The sequence below is a fragment of the Nocardia sp. NPDC004260 genome (genome assembly GCF_053603155.1).
On sequence record NZ_JBSGEZ010000022.1, the window covers coordinates 47782 to 66905 of the forward strand.

Sequence of the window (19124 nt, forward strand, 5' to 3'; positions counted from 1 at the left end):
GTGGGTTGGCATGGACACTGCTGCGCTCGCCGTGCCGGAGTCGGCGCGCGTTCCTCCGGTGTCGGCGCTGGGCCGCGTCCGGAGGATCGTGAAGACACAACCAGTGGTCGTCGTGGCCGGATGCCTGGTCGTGGTGCAGCTGGCCGTCCGTTGGTGGGTGGCCGACAGCGGCTTCTTCTATTGGGACGATTTCATCCTGGTCGGCCGGGCGGCTCGCTACGGGCTGTGGTCCACCGATCTGCTGCTGTACGACCACGACGGGCACTTCATGCCGTTGGCCTTCGTCACGGCCTGGGCGGTGAACGCGGTGGCGCCGCTGGTCTGGGCGGGGCCGGTGACGGTGACGGTGCTCATGCAGCTGGGTGCGTCGGTAGCCGTGGTGCGCATGCTGCTGCTCATCGTGGGCCCCCGCTGGCCGCTCCTGATACCGCTGGTCTTCTATCTGTTCTGCCCCCTGACCATCCCGGCGTTCGCTTGGTGGGCCGCCGCTCTCAACGCGCTGCCGCTGCAATTCGCCCTCGCCTGGATGATCGGGGACGCGGTGTCGCTGGTCCGGAGCGGTCGCCGCCGATACGCGCTGTCCGGAGTCGCGGTGCTCGTGGTGGCGTTGCTGTTCTTCGAGAAGTCGGCGGTCGTTCCGTTCGTCGCGTTCGCCGTGACGGCGCTGGTCCGCCACGTCGACGGCGGCGAGTCCCCGATTCGTGTGGTGGCGCGGCGGGGCGCGGCGCTGTGGATCGGATCGTCCGCGGTCCTGGGCTTCTGGACCATCGCCTATCTCGCGGTGGTCGCAGGCCCGGGACTGCCCGATGACTGGGACGAGTTGCGCGATCTGCTGCCCGGCGCGGCATCCCTGGGAATCGTGCCCGCGCTGTCCGGCGGTCCGTGGGTGTGGGAGCGGTGGCTGCCGTCGACGCCGTGGGCGGATCCCCCCGGCTGGGCGGTGGTAGCGGCCTGGCTGGCGCTGGGCGCGGTGGTGGCGCTGTCGATGCGCGCCCGGCAGCGGATCGGGGCGGTGTGGCTGACGGCCGCTGTCTACGTCGTGATCGCTCAGCTGGCCGTCGCGTTGGCTCGTGGCGGACCGAACACCGCGGGGGAGTTGATGCAGTCGCTGCGCTACTTCGCCGACTCGGCGGTGATCGCGGCGGCCGCGGGCGCGCTCATGGTGCGGGCTCGCCCCCGGCCGTCCTGGAATCCGCGGCGCATCGGGCTTCCCGTCCGGCAGCTGACGGTCGCGGTGACAGCGGTGTTCGTCGCGAGCAGTCTCTGGTCCACCTGGACATTCGTGCGATCGTGGCGGGTCGGTCCGTCCGAAACTTATGTCACCAACGTGAAATCGGCGCTGCGCGCATGGGACGGCGCGCCCCTGCTCGAGCAGGAGGTGCCGTGGAACGTGTTGAATCCGATGGCCTATCCGCAGAATCTGACCAGCAGCGTGCTGGCGTCCGTAGCCGCCCCAGGCACGTTCGCGGTCGCGACACCGCACTTGCGGATGATCACCGACGACGGTGCGATCGTCGACGCGGCGGTCTGGTGGAACCGGGCCGTCCTCCCCGGACCGGAGCCCGGCTGTGGCTACCGCGTCGACGGAACTCGGCCGGTGTTCGCGCGTCTCGACGGCCCCATGCTCGCGAACAAGTGGACCGCGCAACTCAATTACGTGGCCAGTCGTGATGGCCGGATCAGCGTCGCGCTGGAACACGGTGAAGCGGTGTCTGCGCCGGTCCAGAAGGGACTGAACACCGTGTTCGTCCGCCTGGTCGGCAGCGGCTCGGCGCTGCGAATCTCCGCCGAGACCCCGGGCCTCGACCTGTGCCTCGGCGTCGGGCCGGTCGGCGTCGCGTCGTACGACAACTGATTCTCTGACCGGATCGCGGACACCTCCGCCTTTCGATCCACTTCAGCGGCTCAGTAGCCGATCATCTCCGCCAACGGCGATGACTCGGCCGTCTTCCATGCGGTTCGTCTCCGCGTAGGTACGCCTCGACAGTTGAATCTCTCCACGGTCCTGACCATTTCCTCATTTACTCTTGACGATACTTTCGTCGTATCTGATGATTTCATCGCATACCGTACGGCGGTGCGAGAAGCATCGGCGGACCGGTCCGTTTACCCGTCCGGACGAGTGAGGACTGCTATGACCGATTCCCGATTCCGCAGGAAGACGAGCAGGCGTCGCGCCTTGGGCGGCGTTGTCGCCGGAACGCTCGGCATCGCCGCTACGGCGGCTATCGCTCGAGCGACCCCGGCTCGTACCGGGCAACCTGCGCCGTCGGGTACCTACCGAATCGACCTGCACGCGCACTTTCTGCCGCCGGACTACCGCGCGGCCCTGCTCGACCACGGTCACGTCACCATCGGCGGATATCCGACGCCGGATTGGTCCCCGGAACAGGCGCTGGCGTTCATGGACTACTACGGCATCCAGGCGCAGGCGCTGGCGGTCTCCGACCCCGGCGTGTCGTTCCTGCGTGGCAAGGAGGCGAACGACCTGGCCCGCTACTGCAACACGTATGCCGCAAAGCTGCTGCAAACGCATCCGAAGCGATTCGGCGCCTTCGCGGTGCTGCCGATGCCCGACGTTGCCGCCTCCGTCGCGGAAGCCGTCTACGCGCTGGACGAACTGCACCTCGACGGTGTGGTGCTGCTGTCCGCCTACGACGGCGTCTACCTCGGTGACCCGCGTTTCGAGCCATTGCTGATCGCGCTGAACCAACGCAGCGCCTATGTCTTCGTGCATCCGGCCGCCATCCCCGCCGAGGCCAAACCGAAGCTGCCGCTGCCGGACTTCCTCGAAGAATTCACCTTCGACACCACGCGCGCGGCGACCTTGATGATGGCCACCGGCACGACGCGGCGCTACCCGAACATCCGTTTCCAGCTCGCGCACGCGGGTGGGACACTTCCGTTCCTGTCCCACCGCGTCAGCGTCGCGTCGCAAACGGTGCTCGGCGAACTGTGGCCCGACGATCTGCCCAGGCCGTCGGTACTCGACACACAACGCCAGATCGCGAACTTCTATTACGACACCGCGCTCAGCGGATCGGCCGCGGCGATGGCGAGTGTGCTCGCCGTCGGGAAGCGCGAGCACGTCGTCTTCGGTTCCGACTGGCCCTTCAGCGCGCTCACCCTGCCGCAGACCGGCACGCACGATCCTGCCCCCGGGCTCAGCGACATCTTCGACGCGGATCAGCGGATGGAGGTCGAGCGGATCAATCCGCTGCGGCAGCTGCCCCGCTTGGCCGCGGCGATCGACGCGTGAGCGCCGGGCCACTCGCGATCGACGGCGCGCAGGGTTTCCCGGCGAAACTCCGGACCACGATTTCGGGATGTCCGCGCGCACGGGTGAAGATAACCAGCAGTTCGCCGAATACGTCCGCGCCGCCGAGCAGTCTTTTGTCCCGCCGCGAGAGGAGCCGGTTCCATGGCAGCGAAACCCACGCGAATCCGTACCTGGATCCGACCCCTTGTCGTCGTCACGCTGCTCATGGCGTTGCTATCGGTGATGTATCTCGGGTACGTCGTCAACCCCGAGAAGAATCTGCACGACCTGCCGCTCGCCGTCGTGAACCAGGATGCGGGCGACACACTCGCCGGGAAACCGGCCAACGTGGGCAACCAGATCACCGCAGCGCTCACCGGGAACATCCCGGCCGACAAGGTCGACCTGCGCGTCATCGGCATCACCGAAGCGCAGTTGCTGATGCGCGACGGCAAGATCTACGGCGCGATTGTCATCCCGAGTGATTTCACCAAGCGGCTCGCGATCCTCGGCGCCTCCGGTGTGGTATCCGGAAAGGTCGACCGGCCGGTGATCACCGTGCAGACCAATCCGCGCACCGGCACCTACGCCACGCAGATCACGCTGCGTATCGCCGAACAGGCACTGGGCGCGGTCAACACCACGGTCGGACAGCAGCTCACCGCCGCGGTGGACGAACAACTGCGGTCCTCCGGCGGACCCGCGCCGCAATTGGCCGGAGCCAGCCAGTTGCTGCTGGCCGAGCCGATCGACGTGGTGATCGCGCCGTATCGGCCACTGCCCGAAGGCACCGGCGGCGGGTTGTCGGCCTTCTTCTACACGCTGCTGATCCTGCTGGCCGGATTCACCGGCGCCATGATCATCCACACCATGGTGGACGCTTCGCTCGGATTCACGCCGACCGAGTACGGGCCGTGGTACGTGCACTATCCGCCCACTCCGATCTCCCGGCTGCGCACATTGCTGCTGAAATGGGGCGTGCTCGCCGTCGCCGCGCCGATCGTGTCCGGTGTGTTCCTCGGGGTCGGTACGGCCCTGGACATGCCCATCGACAAAGCCTTGCTGCTGTTCCTCTATTCCGCGTTCGCCATCCTCGCCGTGGGCGCCACCGCGCTGTCGATACTCGCCGCCTTCGGCGCCGCGGGCATGCTCGTCAACCTGATCCTGTTCATCGTGCTGGGGTTGCCCTCGGCAGGCGGAACCGTGCCCATCGAGGCGACGCCTACGTACTTCGCCTGGCTGTCCACATTCGAGCCGATGCATCAGGTCTTCCTCGGCGTCCGCGCGATCCTGTACTTCGAGGCCAGAGCCGCGGCGGGCCTGGAACGCGGTGTCTGGATGGCGTTGCTCGGCCTGGTCATCGGCTTGTGCTCCGGCGCGGCGGTGACGGCGTTCTACGACCGGAAAGGATTGACGCGCACCGCGAATCGCGGCACCGCACCCTAAGGCGGCCGGATCGTCCCCGGCGCTCGCTCAGTTCTCCGCGACGGCGGCCTCGGCCGCGGCCTGGGCGCGGGACAACGCTTCCGGCACCGGAATCCGGCCGAGATACATTTCGGCGAAAATCGGGTCGACGGCGCGGAGCGCGGCCGAGAAACCCGGTCCGCCACCAGAGGAGATGCGTGGGCCGCGGAGTACGTCGAAGAAGGGGGAGACGTCCACGCCCTTCCCGGCCCAGTAGTCGCGATAGCGCTGCTGTTCGGACACGACTGCCGGGATGGTGGCGCCGCCCTCGCCCAGGTGGCGGTTGCCCGCGCCGCTGCCGAGCCAGGCCAGCACCCGGCGCACCGCGTCGGGATGCCGGGTGGCCGCGTTACCCGCGACACCGATCGCGTTGTTCGTGCTCACCCGCCCCGCTGGGCCCGCGGGCAGCAGCGCGACGCCCCACTCGAAGCGGGCCTGTTCGGAGATTTGCGCGAGATTGAATGTCCCGGACTGCAGCAGCGCCAATTTGCCCTGTAAAAAAGCGTTCTTCGCGAAGTCGGGATTGGTGTTGGTGTCCGCGGGCGATGGCGCGAGTCCGTCGGCGATCAATCGCACCAGATAGTCGAACGCCGCCACGCCCTGCGGGCTGTCGAAGACGAAATTGTCGTGGTCGTCTTGGAAACGCGCTCCGTTCGAGCCCAGATAGGGCAGTTCGATGGACTGGAAGTCGTGACCCGCGTTGTACGCCCACGGCGCGACCGCCGCCAGTCTGCGCAGCAGTGGACGCAGGGTGTCGTCGTCGCCGGGACTCCACCGCATCGCGGTCAGCTCCGCGGGATCGATGTGCGCGGCCGCGAGCAGGTCGCGGTTGTAGTACACCCCGGTTCCGGCATCGACGAATTGCGGTACAGCCCAGAGCTTCCCGGCGCGCGTGTACTGTGCGACCGCCGAGGGGTCCCAGGCACTCGCGGCCTCGGGACCGAGCGTCGCCCCGATGTCGAGCAACCGCCCGGCATCGGCGTAGTCCTCGTACAGATTGGTCCAGAACAGATCGTCGGCAGTGCCACCGGCCACGTCCAGGCGGAGTTTCTGCCGATACGACGACCACGGCACCACCGTGATCCGCACTGCGAGGTCCGGATTCGCCCGCTCGAACTCCGCGAGCGAGGCCTGGTAGGCGGGTACGAGACTCTCGTCCCAGATCCGCAACCCCACCACGGTGCGGCCGGACCCGTCGCCGTCACGGCCGAGCCACAGGGCCGCCGCGACCAGCAGTGCCGCGGCGAGTGCGAGGGCGAGCACCACGCGGGTCGATGTCCTCATTTCACCCCTGTCCACGCGATCGAGCGCAGCACTTGCCGCTGGCAGATCACGAACAGCACCACCAGCGGCGCGATGGCCAGCGTCGTGGCCGCCATCACCAGGGTCCACTGCGCGTTGTAGCGGGTCTGCAGATTCGCCGTCGCCACCGTCAGCACCTGCCACGAGCGGCCGCTGCTCGCGACCAGCGGCCACATGAAGTTGTTCCACTGCGAGACGATCGTGATGAGCGTCAAGGTCGCCAGCACCGGCCTGCTCATCGGCACCATGACGTGCACGATGATGTCGAGGGTGTTCGCGCCGTCCAGCCGCGCCGCGCCGATCAGCTCCTGCGGAATCGCCCGAAAGTACTGACGCAGCAGGAAGACCGCGTAGGGCGATCCGAACACGAACGGCAGCACCAGCGCCCAGAAGGTGTTCAGCAGGTCCAGGTGCGCGAACATCAGGTACAGCGGGATGAGAGTCACCATCGGCGGCACCATCATGGTGCCCAGATACACCCAGAAGAGCGCATCGCGGCCCGGGAAATCGGTGCGGGCGAACGCGTATGCCGCCAGCACCGAAGTGACCAATTGGCCGCCGGTGATGAACACCGTCATCAACGCGGTCACCAGCACCGCACGCCCGAACCCGTAGTCCAGTACGGTCCGGAAGTTGTCGGCGGTGACCGGATGCGGCAGCGCCAGCGGCGATCCGGTCGCGAACTGGCCGGGTGTCTTGACGGCGGTGAGCGCGCTGAGCAGCAGGGGCGCCACGGTCAGCAACGCTCCGGCCGAGAGGACCGCGTAGGCGGACGCCGAACGTAAGCGATCAGAACTCATAGGTCGTCCGATCCCGGAAGTAGCGGTGCTGCGCAACGGTGATCGCGAACATGACCGCGAACACCACGAGCGCCATGACGGCGGCGCGGCCGGGCCGTGCGGCGTCGAATGCCTCGGTGAAGATCCGCATCGCGAGCACATCGGTGCGGTCGCCCGGTCCGCCTTTGGTCAACGCGTATACGGTGTCGAAGGTCTGGAACGCGGTCAGTACGCCGGTGACCAGTACGAAGAACATGGTGGGCCGCAGTAGCGGGAGGATCAGCCAGCGGATCCGGCGCCAGCCGGTGGCCCCGTCCAGCGCACCGGCGTCGAGGATCTCGCCCGGGATCGCGCGGATTCCGGCCACGAAGAACAGCGCCACGTAACCGAAGTTCGCCCATACGCTCACCGCGGCCACCGACGGCAGCGCCAGCGCCGGATCCGAGAGCCATTCCACCCGCCGGCCGAGCGCGGCGTTGACGGCGCCACCGGTGGGAGCGAACATCCACTGCCACACCACACCCACCGCCACCGGTGCGCACATCCACGGCAGCGCGTACATGACCCGGATACCCGTCGCGCCGCGCCGCCGGGCCAGCAACGCCGCGACCGCGAAACCCAGCGCCGTCTGCGCGGGCACCACGATCGCGGTCAACGCCAGCGTCACCAGCAGGGCGTGGCCGAACGCGGCGTCTCCCAGCACCGACCGCCAGTTGCGCAGTCCGACGAACTCCATCGGTCCCAACAGATTCCAGCTGTGCAGACTGAGCCAGGCCACCACCAGAATCGGCAGCACCAGGAACGCGCCGACACCGATCAGGCTCGGCAGCAAGAGAATATAGCTCGTCATGCTGCGACGAGCTCACGCCGATTCATGTGCTGCGACGTTACCGCCCCCGCCCGCCCCGGCACGGCGGGCGGGGGCGAGTCGTCAGTTGGTCGGGCCGCCCGCCACGTAGATCACCTGGCCGGAAACGAAACCGGCGCCCTCGCTCACCAGGAACGAGGCGGTGTGCGCGATGTCCTCGGGTGTGCCGACGCGCTGCACGGGGATCTGTGTGGCGGCGGCCTTCTGGAAGTCCTCGAAGGAAACGCCGACGCGCGCGGCGGTGGCGGCGGTCATGTCGGTGACGATGAACCCGGGAGCGATGGCGTTGGCCGTGACGCCGAACTTGCCCAGCTCGAAAGCGAGGGTCTTGGTGAAGCCCTGCAAACCGGCCTTCGCCGCCGAATAGTTCGCCTGGCCGCGATTGCCGAGCGCCGAAGTGCTGGACATGTTGACGACCCGTCCCCACTTCTGCTCGACCATGTGCTTCTGCACCGCGCGGGTGAGCAGGAAGGCGCCGCGCAGGTGCACGTGCAGCACCGCGTCCCAGTCTTCGACGCTCATCTTGAACAGGAGGTTGTCGCGCAGGATGCCGGCGTTGTTCACCACGACCGTCGGCGCGCCCAGTTCGTTCTCCAGTTGCGCGACGGCGGCGGCGACCGACTCCTCGTTCGACACGTCGGCGCCGAGTGCGACGGCTCGGCCGCCCGCCTCGGTGATCGCGCCGACCGTGTCGGCGCAGGCGGCCGCGTCGAGGTCGAGCACGCCGACCCGAAGCCCGTCCGCCGCCAAGCGCTTGGCGATCGCCGCGCCGATCCCTCGTGCGGCGCCGGACACTACTGCAACTCGCTCGCCCATGAGCGCGTCCCTTCGTCGATCGGATGTCGGATCGAATCAGTCTTACCGCACCGGTCCGCCGTGGCCGGGAGGCGGATCGGTCGCCGGATCGGCGCCGGGGAATTAACACCGGCCTCGAGCGGAAGGCTTGCCCGGCTCTCGACCCGGATGCTTCGATCGGCACGTGACCGAGCAGAACGAGGTTCCCCGTATCGTCCGCGCCAGCCGTGAGATCAACGCGACTCCCGCGGAGATCTTCGAGCTCATCGCCGATCCCGCCGAGCAGCCGCGCTGGGACGGCAACGACAACTTGGCCGAGGCCGCGGCGGGGCAGCGGGTGCGAGAAGCCGGAGCGGTGTTCAGCACCACCCTGACCAACGGGGCTGTGCGCGACAACCACGTGGTGGAGTTCACCGAGGGCAGCCGCATCGCGTGGCATCCGTCGGAACCGGGCAAGCAGCCGCCCGGCCACCTCTGGCGCTGGGAACTGGAGGCGGTGGGCGATGGCCGCACCCGGGTCACCCACACCTACGACTGGACATCGCTGACCGACGAGAAGCGCCAAGTCCGGGCGCGCGCGACCACCGCGGACAAGCTGTCGGCCTCCCTCGACCGGCTCGCCGAACTGGCCGAGCAGCAAGCGGTTTCGTCGCAGCAGTAGTCGGCGTCGTCGCCCGGGCGCCGAATATCGTGGCCTCGGAACACCCACGCCGGACCACCGCGATGCGGCCCGGTCCAGTCGCGCCGGAGCCGCAGAGCACGCACGATGTGGTGGTTCAGGGCTGAGACACGGCCGGCCGGTGGCCCGGCGCCACCGGCCGCTACCGCGACGCCGCGGTGACGGCAGCGTCATCGTGTATCCGGACCACCCGATGCGGCATGGTGGCGTCGAACGAGTGTCGAATCCGTCCTGGCGCAACGGCGTCCCTACTCGCCGAGCCGGGCCGAGCCGACCCCCTCGCCATGCCGGACTGTATTGTCCGGTTACTCGGTCAGGGTCGTGAGATCACCGCGCCGCGTCAATACGGCGCGGCTGTATCCGGTCGGATTCCGGCATCCGTGCCGGCCCTCCGGCGTGCTGCGTGGCGGTCGGCGATGGTCCGGTAGCCTTGCCCGAATGACCTCGCCACGCCGTGTGAACAGGGGGCCGAAGGCGGCGGCCGGCAATCGGGCGGCCTTGATCCAGGCGGCGCGGGAGGTTTTCGCGGACAGTGGCTTCGACGCGCCGTTCAGCTCCATCGCGCGGGCCGCCGGCGTGGGGCAGGGCGTGCTCTACCGGCACTTCCCGACTCGGGAGAGCATCGCTCTCGCGGTGTTCGAGGAGAACATCGAGGGCATCGAGGCGCTGGCGGACGATCCCGCGGTCACCGTGGACGATCTGCTGGCGATCATGGTCGATCAGATCACCACCTCGGCGGCGTTCATCGCGATGATCCATCCCACCAACACCGACGACATGCGCCTGTTCGAGGTGGCGCGACGGCTGATCACCCTCATCACGGAGAAGCTGGAGGATCCGCGTCAGCGCGGCACGATCAGCGCCGACATCACCACCGCGGACGTGGTCCTGGCGCTGGCGATGCTGGCGGCCGTGCTGTCGAAGACCGATGCGCAGTCCAAGAAGGAGACCGCCCGGCAGGCATGGGCGTTGCTGGACCGCGCTCTGCGCGGCTGAAGGGCGCGCGTTCGTCGCGTGTCACGCCGCGCGATCGACGCCAGTGCGTCGGCGACGCGGTCGAGCGAACGGATCACGTGCAGGAGCCCGTTGGCGAATTCGCAGTGTGCCGGACCGGGAGAGCACCGCGCATGCACCCGGGATACGGCGTCGACCTCGGGCCCGCGGGGTAACGTGCCCGCCGACGACTCGATTGCTCGGGATGCCGCCCGTGGCCGCCGTGGTCGAGCCCTTCGGGGCCCGCGCGGATGGCCTCCGTTCGCCGGTACCGGGTGTGCGGTGACCTCAGATGCAGAAGCTGATGCTGGCCGGGCCCAGTGGGATATTGAGGCATACCGTGACCGAACCGAGGGCGTCGTTCGTCGGTACTGGTGAAGCCGGTGCGGCGGAGGCTGCCGGGGCGAAAAGGGCCCCGATGGTGAGTGTGAGAGCGGCTGCGGCGATCGCTTGCGTGGCTTTGGTGATCATGGTGATTTCCTTGGCTGAGCGATAGGGCGATCCGAACCCGGCCCGGCAACGTGGATCCGAGTCCGGGGTGACTCTGATCAGATCATCCGCCGGTGAGGTGGTGTAGACAAGCCCTCCGGGCTGCCATGCCCCCATTGGGAAGCTCGGATTTTGAAGTTAGCCTAACCTTATGAACACGACCGTGGTGGTGCGCGAGCCTGGCAAGCGGATCGTCGGATCACCGAAGCGATCCCGAAAACCGGTACGCCGCAGGCTGATCTCGATCCATCGCTGGTCGGCGCTGATTCTCGGCTCGGTCTTGGTGATCCAGTCGACCTCGGGCGCGATCCTGCTCTACCACGCGGAATTTTTCCGGGCTCGACACGCATCGTTCTATCGCCATACGGACGCGCCGGCGGTGATCGACGCCGAACAGGCCGTCGCGATGGTGCGTGCCACCGACCCCGGCTTCGACGTCGGCTGGGTCGGTAGAGACGGCGGCGTGATCGCGATCGGGAACACGAAGTACACCGCCGCCTACTCCGTCGATCCCGGCACCGGCCGAATCAACGAGCGGGTGAACCTGACCGACGGCGTTCTCGGCTGGCTGACCAACCTGCACAACTGCGCGTTCGGCTGTGCGCGCTACTCCCGCGCGATCCCGATCCTGGAGAATCAGGCTCCGCTCCTCGGCATCAAATGGGGCGCGGTGATTCTCGGCGCGCTCGGCGTCCTGCTGGTTTCGCTCGCGGTGTCCGGCGCCGTCATCTGGTGGCCGTCACTCGCACGGCTGCGCCACGGATTCCGGGTCCGGCTGCGGAAGGGACGCTTCGCCCGGGACCGCGACCTGCACGGCGTCGTCGGTATTCTCGCGGTGCCGTTCCTGTTGGTGTGGGGCATCACCGGCACCGCCATCGAATGGCCTGCCGTGCAACGGGCTTGGCTCATGGCGACCGGCGGCACCACGACCCTCGAACGAACCGAGAGGTCTTTCGTGCCGCGGTCGAGCGATGCCCGACGGCCCCCGCTGTCCATCGGCGAGGCCACGGCGATCGCGGATCGTGCCGCGCCGGGCCGACTCGCCTACCTGTTGCTGCCCACGGACGCCGCCCCGTACTACCGCGCCGTCGTCGCCGGGGCCTACTCCCCGCGCGAGCACCGCCTCTTCTACAGCGGTGACGTCATGGTCTACGTGAACGCCCATGACGATTCCGACATCAAGGTGGTCGACGCGAGCCACGACCGGCCGCTGGCGAACACCTTCTACGCCAAAGTCTTCGAGCCCGCTCACTTCGGCTGGCTGGTGAACGGCTGGTGGCGACTGATCTGGCTGGCCTTCGGCCTGACACCGCTCGCGCTGGCGATCACCGGCCTGTCGACCTGGCTGTTACGGCGCCGGACCCGGCGCCGCCGCGCTCACGCGACGATGTAGCGGCCGACCACGGTCACGACGGGAAGTGGATCACCTGGCGGGAGAAGAGCGCTTCGGGCTCGGCGATGTGATTCGCCGCCGCGACGACTTCCACTCTGGTGTCCAGATCCGCGGGACCGTACTGGTCCTCGCACATCGAGCGCAGCGTGTCGCCCGCGACGCCGCGGCGGCGGTTCAGGCCGGGCACGACGAGCACGTGGCCGGGAGCCGGTTCGGTGCCCGAGGGCAAGTGGTTGGCCAGTGCGATCACCAGGGCGAGATTCGCGTCGCCGTACCAGCGCTCGGCGAGTATCGCCAGGGTTTCGTTTTCCGTCACCGTGTGGTGACCGACATCGGCGAGCTCCGGAATGTGCAGCCACGCGCCGGGCTGGATGACACGTTGCGCCACGCCGTTGACGACTTCCCAGATCAGCTGGACGCCGGTGTCCTCGGTTCCGTAGTAGCGCTGGGTGATCTGCTTGCGCACCGCGGTGGAGTCGGGCGTGGTGAGGAGGTGGCGCCGCGTGATGTAGGGGATCAGGAGCTGTTGTCCGACGTCGATCGAATTCGGATCGGCGAGGTGGTTCTGGCGGGCGATCGCCGGGAACAGGCTGCCGTCTCCGTACTCCCGATGCGCGATCGCGGAGAGGGTGTCGCCGGGTTGGACTTCGTACTTCTTCATCTCTTCGGCCTTTCTGCACTGCTGACAGCCGGCGCCGCGAACCCCGATTCCCGCTTGTCTCGCACGCGCACCTGCCGTCCACGAACGGATGTGGCGCTACCGAATGCTCGTCGCGATCGGCCGCGCGATCGTGCGTAGGCGACTACTCGTTTCCGGCGGCGCTCGCCGCGATCCCGCCGGGGCGGCGTCCCGATTACCCGGTTGGTCTCGCCGGATACGCAGGTGGCGCCCAGCCGGTGTGGCCCGGTCGGATGCCGCGACCAGCTTCCGGGGGCGGCTCGTATAAGCCGTTTCCGGACAGTTCTTTTCGATCGTGTGAAGAAGCGCCGAGGCTGATTCGAGCGCTGGGTCAGGGGTAGCACGAAGACGTGGCGCCAAGAGCCACAGTCGGTTTCATCCGCTGCCGAAAGGAGCAAGTGATGGCAGACCAGAAGAACCCGGGCCAGTTCGGCAACCGTTCCGACACCGAGGAGCAGGCGCGTCGCGGCGGCCAGGCCAGCACCGGCAGCTTCGGCGAGCGTAACTCGGCCGATCCGAGTGCGGCCGGACGCAAGGGCGCCGAAGCGCAGCCCAACGAAGCGAAGGTGCGCGGCGGACAGCACAGCCACGCCGGTCGCTGACGTCGACCGAAGACGGGCCGGGCGGTACAACCGCCCGGCCCGTTTCGTTGTGCGGCGGTCATGATCCGCGGTGGCACGGCAGCGAGAAGACTGCGTGACCAACTGTCTATGTGACTAGCTATTAGCGAATGACGCAGGTAGTGATAGGCGCGGAGGTCCTGATGGCACGCCGGATGCCGTTCTACGGAGAGTGGCTGATCGAGTGTTCAAATACGGCGAATGTGCTGATCGTGCTGGATTTTCTGCCGGAGCCGCGCGAGTGCCGACCATGGTGCGATCGGCACCGGCAAGTTACGGAAAAGTCGGGACAACAAGCGCCAAGCTTGTTAAGTTAATCACTGTTCTTATCGCTGCGACGGCGATGTTGAGTGCTGCCGGTCTTTCGTCGCATCACCACGGCGGCGCTCGGCTCAATGAGGAGTGGCGCAGACATGGATGGACTCAGCAGGCGCAACGCGTTGAAAGCCGGTGGGGTGTTGGGCGCGCTCGGCGCGCTGGCCATGGCGACCCCCGCGCGCGCGGAGCCGTGGACGTGGTCCCCGCAGGGTTCGGTGGCCGGCTCCGGTGAAGGGGCCGACCCGCTCACCGTCTGGGATCCCGAGGCGGATCAGTTGGTCGCCTCTCTGATCGACCGGGGGGAGGTGCCGAGGGTCAACGAGTTGTTGCGCACCTGGACCGCGAACGGGCAGCCTTTGCCGGACGGATTGCCGCCGGATCTGCGCGACTTCATGGAGTACGCACGTCAGCTGCCGCCCTGGGCTGATCGCGGAAAGCTGGCCACCGCCGTCGAGTTCAACAAGAAGCGCGGGCTGTATCTCGGCGTGCTCTACGGGCTGGCCAGCGGGATGATGAGCACGGTCATTCCCAAGGAGGCGCGCGCGGTCTACTACTCCAAGGGCGGTCACGACCTGAAGGACCGCATCTTGAAGACCGCCAAGCTCGGTTACGACATCGGGACCGCGAATGCCTACGCGCCCGCCGGTGAGATGGTCGTGACCTGCGTGAAGACCCGGCTGGTTCATGCCGCTGTGCGTCACTTGCTGCCGCAGTCCCCGCACTGGGTGTACTCCGCCGAGGAGGACATCCCGATCAGCCAGAACGACCTGATGGTCACCTGGCACAGCCTGCCGACCACCGTGATGAAGCATCTGACCGCGTGGCAGGTGCCGATGCCCGTCGCGGAGTCGGAGGCGTTCCTGCATTCGTGGCAGGTGGGCGCGCACATGCTCGGCATCCGTGACGAATACATTCCCAACTCCTGGGCGGAGGCCGACTCGCAGGCCGCGCAGGTGCTGGATCCGATCCTGGCGCCGACCCCGGAGGGCGCCAAGCTGGCCGACCGGCTGCTGCGCCTCGGGGCGAACCTCGACTTCGCCGTCCTCACCAAACCGGTGCTCGGCGCCTTCACCCGCTTCCTGCTCGGCGACAAGATCGCCGACGGGCTGGCCATCGCCAGGGAGCCGGTCTGGGACCCGCTGCTGCGGGTGAGCTGGGGGCCCTTCATCGCCGTGCGTGAAGGTCTCCTGCCCGTGGTGCCGCTCGCGCCGGATGCCTACTGGCTGTTCGACGAATTCCTCCGCAGGGCGGCGCTGCTCTATCTGGCGGAACTGCGGATGCCGATCAGCATCGAGATCCCCACCATGAACCGGGACATGAGCCAGCCGCCGCGGTGAGCCTTCCGGACGCCGATGCGCTCTCGAAGCCTTCTGGAGTGCATCGGCGATAGCTGGTAAGTTACTGACTGTTCTTTGCGGTTAGATCGCCGAGATGGACCTTCTCCTCGCCATAAGCGCGCTGATGGGCGCGCGATCGAAGGGTTGATCTCGGTCTAAGTTACGAGGAGTTCGGAAACATGAGCCATAGGGCGCTCGGTCCTTCGCATGGCTCGGCCGCGCTGCGATCGATGTCTGGAGGTGGCGCGGAGTATGCCGTACCGACAACACACCGGCCAGTGCGGTGGACATGACGAACCCGCAGCACATCCGGCACATCCACATCGAATCCGGCGCCCTTGTCCTGGACTACCGGGCGTGCGCGGAACAGGCCCGGAGTCTGGCCGCCGACTTGGCGCGCAGTCATCCGGACCTGATCGTCACGATCGATGACGATGTCCACGTCGAGTTGCCCGAGCTGCCCTGCGGCGGTCTGTGGCGGTGATCGGCGCCCGGGCTCGAGTAGATTGACGATGATCTGACCCACGACGAGAAAGCGTCGGCCCATGACAGCGATTCGCCATGAGATCGTGATCGACGCTTCGCCGCGCCACATCTGGGATGTCGTGCGTGATGTCGGCGCCGTGCATCGACGTCTGCTGCCCGGCCGGGTCGTCGACACCCGCCTCGAGGGAGCGCGGCGTTGGCTGACTTTCCCGGACGGGCATGTGATCCGTGAACTGATCGTCTCCATCGATGACGAGGCCCGCCGCTTGGCGTACTCCGTCGTCGAAGGCGCCAGGCCCGCGCTGGACTATCACCACGCTTCGTTCGAGGTTCGCGCCGAGGGGGAGCGCGGTCGGCTGATCTGGATCACCGATGTCTTGCCGGAGTCGGCCGCGCCGGAAGTGCGGATTCGTACCGAATACGGTCTCGCGGAGATGAAGCAGGCGATCGAAGCTGCGGCGGCCGAGTCGTAAGGATCGGAAGGTGTCGGACATGTGGCAGGGCACCGCGACGCTGTACCCGGGCAAATTGTTGTACACGGGGCGGCTCGGGAGCGCGCACCGCCACCATCATGCCGCCGCGCAATTGATCTTCAGCGCCAACGGCTCCGTCGGTCTGCGCGACGACGCGGGCCGCCACTGGGCGGGGCGAGCGGCGCTGATCCCTCCCGGTGTGCCGCACGAAACCACCGGCACGGCAACGGGATTGCTCGTCTTCGCCGACGCGCAGTCGCCCCTCGGGCGCGCGCTGACCGATTGTGTGCGGCGCACCGGGAGCGCCGTCGACTCGGTCACCGCGTGGTCGCGGGCCGCGCTGCCACTGCTCGACCTCGGCGACGGCGAGCGGGATCCCCGGCAACTGGCGCACGCCGCACTGACGGCCTTGATCGGCGATCCCGCTCCCACCGGCGCTGCCCGACACCCGGCGCTGTCTCGCGCGCTGGAGCTGCTGCCGGACCTGCTCGACGGCCCGCTGCGTCTGGCCGAGCTCGCCGCCGCGGTCGGACTGTCGGCGAGTCGACTCGGTCATCTGTTCCGTGCCGAGCTCGGGCTGGCGTTCCCACCGTATCTGCGGTGGGCGCGCCTGCGACGAGCGATGGACCACGCCCGTCGCGGCGGCACGCTCACCGAGGCCGCGCACGCCGCGGGTTTCGCCGACAGCGCGCATCTCACCCGAGTCTGCCGCGAGATGTTCGGGCTCACCCCCTCCGAACTCGCCGGTGCGGTCACCATGGTGCGGCCGTAGCGAATCCGTTCAAGCGCCATCGGGACCGCGGCCCCACGCTGAACGGCATGCACACCTTGGTTCGCTACGGCTACGTGCCGTTCATGCTCTTGGCGGTCAACGGCGCCGCGCTGGCCGTCATCGCCACCGGCGTCGGCAAAGTATGGCTGTTGCCGCTGCTGGTACTCGCGATCGCCGCATCGTTCGCCGCCGAACGGATCTTGCCCTACCACGACGACTGGAACCGCGCCCACGACGACGGTCGGCGCGACACCGCGCACGCCGTGGTCAACGAACTGCTCACCCTCGGCGGCGTGGCCGCACTGCCGCTGATGGCCGCGCTGATCCCTTCCGCCGATGTCTGGCCGCACCGGTGGCCCTTCCCGATTCAGGTGCTGGTCGCGGTTCTCGTCGCTGATCTCGGCATCACGCTGACCCACTTGGCCAGCCACAAGATTCCCGCGCTGTGGCGGCTGCACGCCGTGCACCACAGCGTCGAACGCGCCTACGGTTTCAACGGACTGATGAAACATCCCCTGCACCAGACCCTGGAGACCGTCGCCGGTGTCACCCCGCTCGTACTGCTGGGCCTGCCCACCTCGGTGGCTTCCGCCCTCGCGTTCACCGTCGCGGTGCAACTCCTACTGCAACACTCGAACGTCGACTACCGCGTAGGCCCCCTGCGTACCGTGCTCGCGCTCAACCAGGCACACCGGTTCCACCACTTGAAATGGGCGGGCATCGGTGACGTCAACTTCGGACTGTTCACCTTGTTCTGGGATCACCTGTTGCGCACCTACTCCTACGACCCGGACCGCCGCTTCACCAGCGACGACCTCGGGATGGCCGCCAAGCCCCACTACCCCGGCGGCTATCTCGCCCAACTCGTCGAACCCTTCCGGCCCAGCGGCGCTTGCGGGGCCACGAAACCCGCTCAGCGCTCATTGCCCGCGCGCAGCCAGGCGATGTAGTCGGCGGTCGCGCGTTCGGTGTCGTAGTCGGGCCGGTAGCCGGTGTCCTGCTGGATACGGGTGATGTCGAGGTAGTTGCGTTGTCCGGACCCACCGGCGGGGAGGTCGATCCCGGCGGCCGGGACGACATTCTCGATCGCGGCGATGAGTTCGGCGTTGGTCGTCGCGCGGCCGGACGCGACGTTGTAGGTGCGGTGATTGAGCCGGTCTGCCAGTTGCAGGAGTGCGATGGCCCGGCCGCAGTCCTTCACGTAGCACAGGTCGATCGCGTCGTCCGCGTAGGCGGGGAAGCGCAGCGACGACAGGTCCGGCGCGGTGCCGCGGGTGGCGGCATGAACGAGCTGAGGGGCCGGGAAGAACGGGTCAGCGGGTCGGCCTCGCGGGCCCCAGATGGCGGAGATGCGGTAATTGACGATCTCGATGCCGGTCGCCCCGGTCAAATGGTCGGTGAGCAGCTCGCCGATCTTCTTGAAGCCCGGTATCGGGTGGGCTGCGGTCAGCGGAACCGGCATGTCTTCCCGCAGTGGGCCCGCACCGGTCAGGCCGGCGTAGACGCCGATCGTGCTCGCGACGCCGACCCGCGGCACGCCCCAGGCCTCGGCGGCTTCGATCACATTGAACAGACTGCCGATCGCCTTCCGCGCGCCCTCGATGGGCTCGTCGGAACCGGGTGGCCAGGGCATCGAACCCGCGAGATGCACGATGCCGGTGATCTTGTGGCGCGTGCCCACGTCGAGCAACGCCGTCAGATCGGTGATGTCGGCCCGCTCCACCGCCACCTGCGCACCGGCGAACTCGGCCGGTACCTCGCCGGTTCGACGCTGGACCAGCACGCAGCCCTCGCCCAGGTCGAGCAGGGCCCGCACCGTGTGGGAGCCGATGAACCCGAGACCTCCGGTGACCAAGATCATCACATGAGCCTTTCTGTCGTCTAGCTGATTATCAGTACTACTGACGATCAGGCTAGCGATAGAATCGCCCGGTGTCTAGGACGGATGGGCCGGGCCCCGAATTGAGCAGACGGTTGGGCTACCTGCTCAAGCACGCGCAGTTGCGGATGGCCGAGCTGAATACGAAAGCGTTGGCGCCGTACGGCATCGACGGGCGCGAGCTCGGCGTGCTGTTCGTCCTCGCGGGCCGTGAACCCACGTCCCAACAGCAGGCGGCGCAGCGGCTGGGCATCGACCGCACCACGATGGTCGCGATGCTGGACACTCTGGAAGGCAAGGGCCTGGTGGCACGTCATCCGGACGCGAACGACCGGCGTCGCAACGTGGTAGAACTGACCGATACCGGGCAGGACACTCTTCGCCGGGCCACCAAGGCGAGCGATGCCGCCGAGCGTGAGTTCCTGGCGCAGCTCAGTCCGCAGGCCGCACAGCAACTGCGGAACTCGTTGCAAACCATCGTGACCCATCCCGAGCAAGAGCAGTCCTGACGCTATGGGCCGCATGGGCGGAGAACCGGA

20 protein-coding genes are annotated in these 19124 nt (G+C 67.8%); 13 read left to right on the top strand and 7 right to left on the bottom strand.

Annotation, left to right across the window (positions count from 1 at the left end):
• The first annotated feature begins 10 nt into the window (after nt 1–10).
• The 3 genes from ACWEO7_RS15405 (at nt 11) to ACWEO7_RS15415 (ending at nt 4705) form a co-directional block, all read left to right on the top strand.
• Nucleotides 11–1855: a hypothetical protein gene (locus ACWEO7_RS15405; RefSeq protein WP_452423847.1), complete on the top strand. Its 1845-nt coding sequence runs from the start codon at nt 11–13 to the stop codon at nt 1853–1855.
• A 279-nt stretch (nt 1856–2134) separates the two neighbouring features.
• Complete coding sequence (locus tag ACWEO7_RS15410; RefSeq protein WP_452423848.1) at nt 2135–3259, top strand: amidohydrolase family protein; 1125 nt, start codon at nt 2135–2137, stop codon at nt 3257–3259.
• Between the two features lie 162 nt (nt 3260–3421).
• Nucleotides 3422–4705 (top strand): YhgE/Pip domain-containing protein, encoded by a 1284-nt coding sequence (locus ACWEO7_RS15415; RefSeq protein ID WP_452423850.1) that lies wholly within the window; start codon nt 3422–3424, stop codon nt 4703–4705.
• Nucleotides 4706–4732: 27 nt separating this feature from the next.
• Here the strand turns inward: ACWEO7_RS15415 and ACWEO7_RS15420 are convergent, their stop codons facing one another.
• The 4 genes from ACWEO7_RS15420 to fabG form a co-directional block, all read right to left on the bottom strand.
• On the bottom strand, nt 4733–6007 hold the full coding sequence (locus tag ACWEO7_RS15420) for an ABC transporter substrate-binding protein (protein WP_452423852.1): 1275 nt from the start codon (nt 6005–6007) through the stop codon (nt 4733–4735).
• On the bottom strand, nt 6004–6825 hold the full coding sequence (locus ACWEO7_RS15425; RefSeq protein ID WP_452423854.1) for a carbohydrate ABC transporter permease: 822 nt from the start codon (nt 6823–6825) through the stop codon (nt 6004–6006). The genes ACWEO7_RS15420 and ACWEO7_RS15425 overlap by 4 nt, the downstream gene beginning before the upstream one ends.
• A complete protein-coding gene (locus ACWEO7_RS15430) occupies nt 6815–7654 on the bottom strand; it encodes a carbohydrate ABC transporter permease (RefSeq protein ID WP_452423855.1) in 840 nt (279 codons plus the stop codon). Before ACWEO7_RS15430 ends, ACWEO7_RS15425 begins: the two co-directional genes overlap by 11 nt.
• An 81-nt stretch (nt 7655–7735) precedes the next feature.
• Nucleotides 7736–8488: a 3-oxoacyl-ACP reductase FabG gene (fabG, locus tag ACWEO7_RS15435; RefSeq protein ID WP_452423858.1), complete on the bottom strand. Its 753-nt coding sequence runs from the start codon at nt 8486–8488 to the stop codon at nt 7736–7738.
• A gap of 163 nt (nt 8489–8651) precedes the next feature.
• Here fabG and ACWEO7_RS15440 point away from each other — a divergent pair, with 163 nt between their 5' ends.
• Together ACWEO7_RS15440 and ACWEO7_RS15445 are read left to right on the top strand one after the other, a co-directional pair.
• Nucleotides 8652–9128, top strand: a complete 477-nt coding sequence (locus tag ACWEO7_RS15440; RefSeq protein ID WP_452423860.1) for an SRPBCC family protein — start codon at nt 8652–8654, stop codon at nt 9126–9128.
• A 456-nt stretch (nt 9129–9584) separates the two neighbouring features.
• The gene (locus ACWEO7_RS15445; RefSeq protein ID WP_452423861.1) at nt 9585–10142 is read left to right on the top strand and encodes a TetR/AcrR family transcriptional regulator; all 558 of its coding nucleotides are present in this window, start codon (nt 9585–9587) and stop codon (nt 10140–10142) included.
• A gap of 285 nt (nt 10143–10427) precedes the next feature.
• Here ACWEO7_RS15445 and ACWEO7_RS15450 read toward each other — a convergent pair whose 3' ends face one another.
• A complete protein-coding gene (locus tag ACWEO7_RS15450) occupies nt 10428–10610 on the bottom strand; it encodes a hypothetical protein (RefSeq protein ID WP_452423863.1) in 183 nt (60 codons plus the stop codon).
• 169 nt (nt 10611–10779) lie between these two features.
• On the opposite strand from ACWEO7_RS15450, the gene ACWEO7_RS15455 reads away from it, so the two are divergent.
• Nucleotides 10780–12021, top strand: a complete 1242-nt coding sequence (locus ACWEO7_RS15455) for a PepSY-associated TM helix domain-containing protein (RefSeq protein ID WP_452423866.1) — start codon at nt 10780–10782, stop codon at nt 12019–12021.
• A 13-nt stretch (nt 12022–12034) separates the two neighbouring features.
• Here ACWEO7_RS15455 and ACWEO7_RS15460 read toward each other — a convergent pair whose 3' ends face one another.
• The gene (locus ACWEO7_RS15460) at nt 12035–12682 is read right to left on the bottom strand and encodes a LysM peptidoglycan-binding domain-containing protein (RefSeq protein ID WP_452423867.1); all 648 of its coding nucleotides are present in this window, start codon (nt 12680–12682) and stop codon (nt 12035–12037) included.
• Between the two features lie 419 nt (nt 12683–13101).
• Between ACWEO7_RS15460 and ACWEO7_RS15465 the strand changes: the two genes are divergently transcribed.
• The 6 genes from ACWEO7_RS15465 to ACWEO7_RS15490 all read left to right on the top strand — a co-directional run bounded on the left by ACWEO7_RS15465 (nt 13102) and on the right by ACWEO7_RS15490 (nt 17656).
• A complete protein-coding gene (locus tag ACWEO7_RS15465) occupies nt 13102–13302 on the top strand; it encodes a hypothetical protein (RefSeq protein ID WP_355080113.1) in 201 nt (66 codons plus the stop codon).
• Nucleotides 13303–13733: 431 nt separating this feature from the next.
• Nucleotides 13734–14975 (top strand): oxygenase MpaB family protein, encoded by a 1242-nt coding sequence (locus ACWEO7_RS15470; RefSeq protein ID WP_364436411.1) that lies wholly within the window; start codon nt 13734–13736, stop codon nt 14973–14975.
• A gap of 289 nt (nt 14976–15264) precedes the next feature.
• On the top strand, nt 15265–15459 hold the full coding sequence (locus tag ACWEO7_RS15475) for a hypothetical protein (RefSeq protein ID WP_452423869.1): 195 nt from the start codon (nt 15265–15267) through the stop codon (nt 15457–15459).
• Between the two features lie 61 nt (nt 15460–15520).
• Nucleotides 15521–15934: an SRPBCC family protein gene (locus tag ACWEO7_RS15480; RefSeq protein WP_379252568.1), complete on the top strand. Its 414-nt coding sequence runs from the start codon at nt 15521–15523 to the stop codon at nt 15932–15934.
• Nucleotides 15935–15953: 19 nt separating this feature from the next.
• Nucleotides 15954–16706: a helix-turn-helix transcriptional regulator gene (locus tag ACWEO7_RS15485; RefSeq protein ID WP_452423925.1), complete on the top strand. Its 753-nt coding sequence runs from the start codon at nt 15954–15956 to the stop codon at nt 16704–16706.
• Nucleotides 16707–16753: 47 nt separating this feature from the next.
• Nucleotides 16754–17656: a sterol desaturase family protein gene (locus ACWEO7_RS15490; protein ID WP_452423871.1), complete on the top strand. Its 903-nt coding sequence runs from the start codon at nt 16754–16756 to the stop codon at nt 17654–17656.
• On the opposite strand, the gene ACWEO7_RS15495 is transcribed toward ACWEO7_RS15490, so the two are convergent.
• Complete coding sequence (locus ACWEO7_RS15495) at nt 17620–18567, bottom strand: NAD-dependent epimerase/dehydratase family protein (RefSeq protein ID WP_452423873.1); 948 nt, start codon at nt 18565–18567, stop codon at nt 17620–17622. The two genes, ACWEO7_RS15490 and ACWEO7_RS15495, sit on opposite strands and share 37 nt — an antisense overlap.
• A gap of 71 nt (nt 18568–18638) precedes the next feature.
• Here ACWEO7_RS15495 and ACWEO7_RS15500 point away from each other — a divergent pair, with 71 nt between their 5' ends.
• Nucleotides 18639–19094, top strand: coding sequence for a MarR family winged helix-turn-helix transcriptional regulator (locus ACWEO7_RS15500; protein ID WP_452423874.1), 456 nt, complete (start codon nt 18639–18641; stop codon nt 19092–19094).
• Nucleotides 19095–19124 lie beyond the last annotated feature (30 nt).